The sequence below is a fragment of the bacterium genome, assembly GCA_018812485.1.
Lineage (GTDB): Bacteria > JAHJDO01 > JAHJDO01 > JAHJDO01 > JAHJDO01 > JAHJDO01.
This window is the reverse complement of record JAHJDO010000165.1, coordinates 1-4,471: the sequence shown is the minus strand read 5'-3', so window position 1 is coordinate 4,471 and position 4,471 is coordinate 1. Positions and strand designations below refer to the sequence as shown.

General features: G+C 53.0%; 4 protein-coding genes. All 4 read left to right on the top strand.

Features of this window, described 5'->3' with window-relative positions; translation table 11 throughout:
* Window positions 1-275 (top strand): response regulator (locus KKC91_12800; GenBank protein ID MBU0479421.1); only part of this gene is annotated, 275 nt, incomplete at its 5' end.
* A 9-nt stretch (window positions 276-284) separates the two neighbouring features.
* Window positions 285-1,250, top strand: a complete 966-nt coding sequence (locus KKC91_12795; GenBank protein ID MBU0479420.1) for a glycine/betaine ABC transporter substrate-binding protein — start codon at window positions 285-287, stop codon at window positions 1,248-1,250.
* Window positions 1,247-3,553, top strand: coding sequence for a PAS domain S-box protein (locus KKC91_12790; protein ID MBU0479419.1), 2,307 nt, complete (start codon window positions 1,247-1,249; stop codon window positions 3,551-3,553). Before KKC91_12795 ends, KKC91_12790 begins: the two co-directional genes overlap by 4 nt.
* The gene (locus tag KKC91_12785) at window positions 3,550-4,314 is read left to right on the top strand and encodes a response regulator (protein ID MBU0479418.1); all 765 of its coding nucleotides are present in this window, start codon (window positions 3,550-3,552) and stop codon (window positions 4,312-4,314) included. Before KKC91_12790 ends, KKC91_12785 begins: the two co-directional genes overlap by 4 nt.
* The last annotated feature ends 157 nt before the right edge of the window (window positions 4,315-4,471 follow it).

Here is a 4,471-nt window from a genome sequence, read left to right as displayed (position 1 = left end):
CGGATTCCCTTGTGGTGCTTCTGGATATGAAGCTCAACGGCCTCAGTGGTCTGGATGTCCTTAAGGAGATCAGGGAGCGTTGTCCCAGCCTGCCGGTGATCCTGGTGACAGGCTGCCGTGAAGAGATGGCGCAAAGCATAGAGGCTGCCCTGAAGATAGGCGCCTACACCTGTCTCTACAAGCCCTTCCAGATAGAGGAGCTTTTACAGCTCCTGGCCGAAATCAACCGCCAAAAGCTGGCCCTCATTCTGGGCCTGACTATTAAAAAAAAGTGAGGCAAGAAGATGGGTAGACTAACTGCTGATATCGTTGCGATAGTTTTATCGCTTTCCTTGATTCTTCCGGGAACCGGGTGTAAGTCACCACCGGAAGCGACTAAGGAGGTAACCGTCGGGAACAAAAACTTTACAGAGCAGCGCATTATAGGTCAGGTGATGAAGCAGCTTTTGGAAAACCGCGGCTTCAAGGTTAATCTCGTATCAGACCTCTCCACCATGGCTCTCAGGCAGGGGATGGAAGCCGGCAACATCGATATTTGTGCTGACTATACGGGGACCGCCTGGATGCTGCATCTCGGCCACACGTATAAGCAGGGAATTGCCAACAATGAACTTTACAAGCTTGTAAAGAAAGCGGAAGAGGGCAAAGGTTTCATCTGGCTGGATCCAATTTGGAACAACAACACCTATGCTTTAGCTTCATGGGCTAAATTCGCTGAAGCACAGGGTGTAGCAACCCTCTCCGATTTGGCGGCGCTTTATCGAAAGAATGAAGGAAAGGTCAAGACTTTTGTTACCTTTGAATTCTCCGAACGTTCTGATGGCCTGCCTGCTCTGGAGGAGTTATACGGCTTCAAGGTGGACGAGGCCTTCCGTATGACCGGGGCGCCTGGGGCTTCGCTGAAGGGTTTGGAAATCCGTCAGTGCGAAGTGGCAATGGTCTTCGGTACCGATTCCCTGATTGCCAAATATGGCTGGCATGTGTATTTAGATGACCAGACCTTCTTCCCACCGTATGACTTGACTCCCTATGTCAGAGCAGAAGTCCTTGATAAGTATCCTGAGATCGCCTCTATTCTCAATGAGTTGGTGGCTACCTTCCCTGGTGGAGGCAAGCCCGCTACGCTTAAGATAGTAGCCGAAGGTCAAAAGGTCTGGCAGGCGCTTAACGCTGATGTAGACATCAAAAAGAAAAAGGCGGATCAAGTTGCCCATGAGTATCTGGTTAAACATGGCTTGGTAAAAGAATGAGGAGGATAGCAGCAATGCGCTTGAACACCCTTTTTCGCGAGATATTTGTAGTCTTTGCCCTTGTTATGATCGTGTGCATAGGGTTAACCGGCTGGTTTGTGATACTGTTCAGCGGAAATATCGTCAGCCGGACGATTTGCGATGCGGACCGGACTTTGGCTGGTCGCATAGCTCAAGAGATTGAAGCAGATGTGGGCAGTCTCAAACCAACCTTGACGCTGCTTGCTCAGACGCCGGAGCTGCGCCGCATGGAGGCGACAAAGGTGTCAGTCGGGGTTGACCGTGTCCAAAGGGCCTTCCCAGAGATAACCCGCGTCTACGTAGCTGATATGGAAGGCAGGCAGATTTACCGGACTGATGCTGCGGGACAACTAGAGAATGTGTCTGGCATGCGGAGCTTTCAAGTGGCCAGGGCAGGAGATAAGTTTTTTTCTGATATCTACCTTAAGCCGGCGACATTAGAACCGATGCAGACCGTCACCTTACCTATTGTACATAGCGGAACGGTGGTCGGTGTCCTTTCTGCAGACATCAGCTTCGGGAGGATAATGCGTGGGGTCATGAGCGTTGGTGTCGGGGAAGACGCCAATGTGATCGTGGTAGCCGATGATGGCAGGCTGATCGCTCATACTCACATGGAGCAAGTGCGCGAGGTCGACCTGAGCAGGCTGCCTGTTGTCAAAGCAGTCCTGGCTGGTGAAGCGGGGACAATAAAGGGCTACACAGACGAGTTTGGACGTGAGGTCGTTGGGACATATATGCCCATCAGCGAACTGGGGTGGGGAGTAGTAATACAGAGGCCTCTATCAAGCCTGTTCGCTGAGGTCGGGCAACTGAGGACGGCGATTATATGGATATTGATTGCCTGCGTCCTTCTGGTTCTGCCGGCGGGCTGGCTGATGTCAAGACAGATTGCGAGGCCTATTGGTCAGATAGCCGCCGCTTCAAAAAGAGTTGCTCAAGGCGACCTGTCAATATCGGTTGACGTCAAATCCTCTAATGAGATTGGGCTGCTTGCCCATTCTTTTAATCAGATGGTGATGTCACTGAAGAAAGCAAAGGATGAACTACAGCAGTGGGGCGAAGACCTGGAGCAGTCACGCAACGCCCTGAAGGAGAGCGAGGTAAAATACCGCGAGGTTGTCGAAACCTCTGTTGATGGTGTGATATCCGTTGATTCGCAGATGAAGGTCGGAGTATGGAACAAGGGGGCGGAAAGGATATTCAGGTATACGGCAGAGGAGATGCTGGGGCAAAGTATCATGAAGATTGTCCCTGAGAAATACAGGAAGGAAAAGGAAAATGGATTTGTTGAATTCCGAAAAAGCGGCGCCGGCACGGTCATAGGAAAGACCCTGGAACTTCAGGGCTTAGGGAAAGATGGGACAGAGATTCCAATTGAACTCTCTGTTTCATCAAGAGAAGTTAATGGAAAGCACATCGCCACTGCAATAGCGCGGGACATCACCGAGCGCAGGCAGGCGGAGGAGGCGCTGCGCCGGGCGCACGCCGAGCTGGAAACCCGCGTTCAGGAACGGACCGCGGAACTCCGGGACACCCGGGATCAACTGGTCCGCCGGGAGAAGCTGGCCGTGCTGGGTCAACTGGCAGGCGGTATGGCCCATGAACTGCGCAACCCCCTTGCCGTGATGAACAATGCAATCTACTACCTCAGGAGCATTAACACCGATGCCGACGAAACCACCAGGGAGTATCTGGAGATGATCTCCTCGGAGATCGGCAATGCAGAGGCCATTGTTTCAGACCTCCTGGACTTCTCGCGCACCAGATCTCTGGAGCGGGAGCAAGTAACTGCATCGGAGCTAATTGCCCGGGTGCTGGAAAAACAACCACCCCCGGAGCAGGTGAAGGTAACCATCGGGATACCCCCTGAACTGCCACCCGTTTTTGTTGATCCCCGGCAGATAGGTCAGGTGCTGGACAACCTGGTTGCAAACGCCTGCCATGCCATGGCCGAGGGGGGTCAGGTAACAATCACTGCTGAATTGATCGAAACGGAGGCAATCCGGGATCCAAAATCCACCCCAGAGGAATATGCTTCGCATTCCACGGGGCAGGCAATCCGCATTCGGATCACCGACACCGGCTGCGGCATCTCAAAGGAGAATATGGAGAAGATATTTGAACCGCTCTTCACCACCAGGGCCCGGGGCATCGGCCTGGGTCTGGCAGTCTCCAGGAACCTGGTGGAGCTGAACGGCGGAAGCATCGAGGTGGAAAGCGAAGAAGGCAAGGGCAGCACATTTACCGTCGCCCTTCCCGTCAGGGAGGCGGTGTCATGAGCGATAAATTGCGTATCCTGATCGTGGACGATGATCAAAGGATGGCCAGGACCCTGAAGGACATACTCACGGTCAAGGGCCATGAGGCTGTTGTTGCCCACTCTGGTCATGAGGCCCTTGAAAAGATGGCAGAGACTCACTTTGACTGCCTCCTCAGCGACATCAAGATGCCCGGGATAAACGGGGTGGAGCTGTTTCGAGCCGTCAGGAAAACCCGCCCTGACCTGCCGGTTGTGCTGATGACCGCCTACGCTCATGATGAGCTGATCAAGGATGGCCTGGAAGAAGGGATCCTGGCTGTCCTGGCCAAGCCGTTGGACATTAATGCCTTGCTCGGCTTTTTTGCTGCACTGCGAAAGGAGAAGTCTATTGTTATTGTGGACGATGACCCCGTGTTTTGCAAGACCCTGGGTGACATCTTGCAGGCAAGAGGCTTTGTTGTTAATGAGATTGTCCAACCTGCCGGCATAGTGGATAAAATCCAGCCGGATTCCCTTGTGGTGCTTCTGGATATGAAGCTCAACGGCCTCAGTGGCCTGGATGTCCTTAAGGAGATCAGGGAGCGGTGTCCCAGCCTGCCGGTGATCATGGCGACAGGCTACCGTGAAGAGACCACGCAAAGCATAGAGGCTGCCCTGAAGATAGGCGCCTACACCTGTATCTACAAGCCCTTCCAGATAGAGGAGCTTTTACAGCTCCTGGCCGAAATCAACCGCCAAAAGCTGGCCCGCATTCTGGGCCGGACTATTAAAAAAAAGTGAGGCAAGAAGATGGGTAGACTAACTGCTAATATCGTTGCGATAGTTTTATCGCTTTCCTTGATTCTTCCGGGAACCGGGTGTAAGTCACCACCGGAAGCGACTAAGGAGGTAACCGTCGGGAACAAAAACTTTACAGAGCAGCGCATTATAGGTCAGG

Excerpts from the sequence above, each read along its gene's own strand:
- KKC91_12790 (MBU0479419.1), top strand. The coding sequence starts at position 1,247 with ATGAGGAGGATAGCAGCAATGCGCTTGAACACCCTTTTTCGCGAGATA.
- KKC91_12785 (MBU0479418.1), top strand. The coding sequence starts at position 3,550 with ATGAGCGATAAATTGCGTATCCTGATCGTGGACGATGATCAAAGGATG.
- KKC91_12795 (MBU0479420.1), top strand. The coding sequence starts at position 285 with ATGGGTAGACTAACTGCTGATATCGTTGCGATAGTTTTATCGCTTTCC.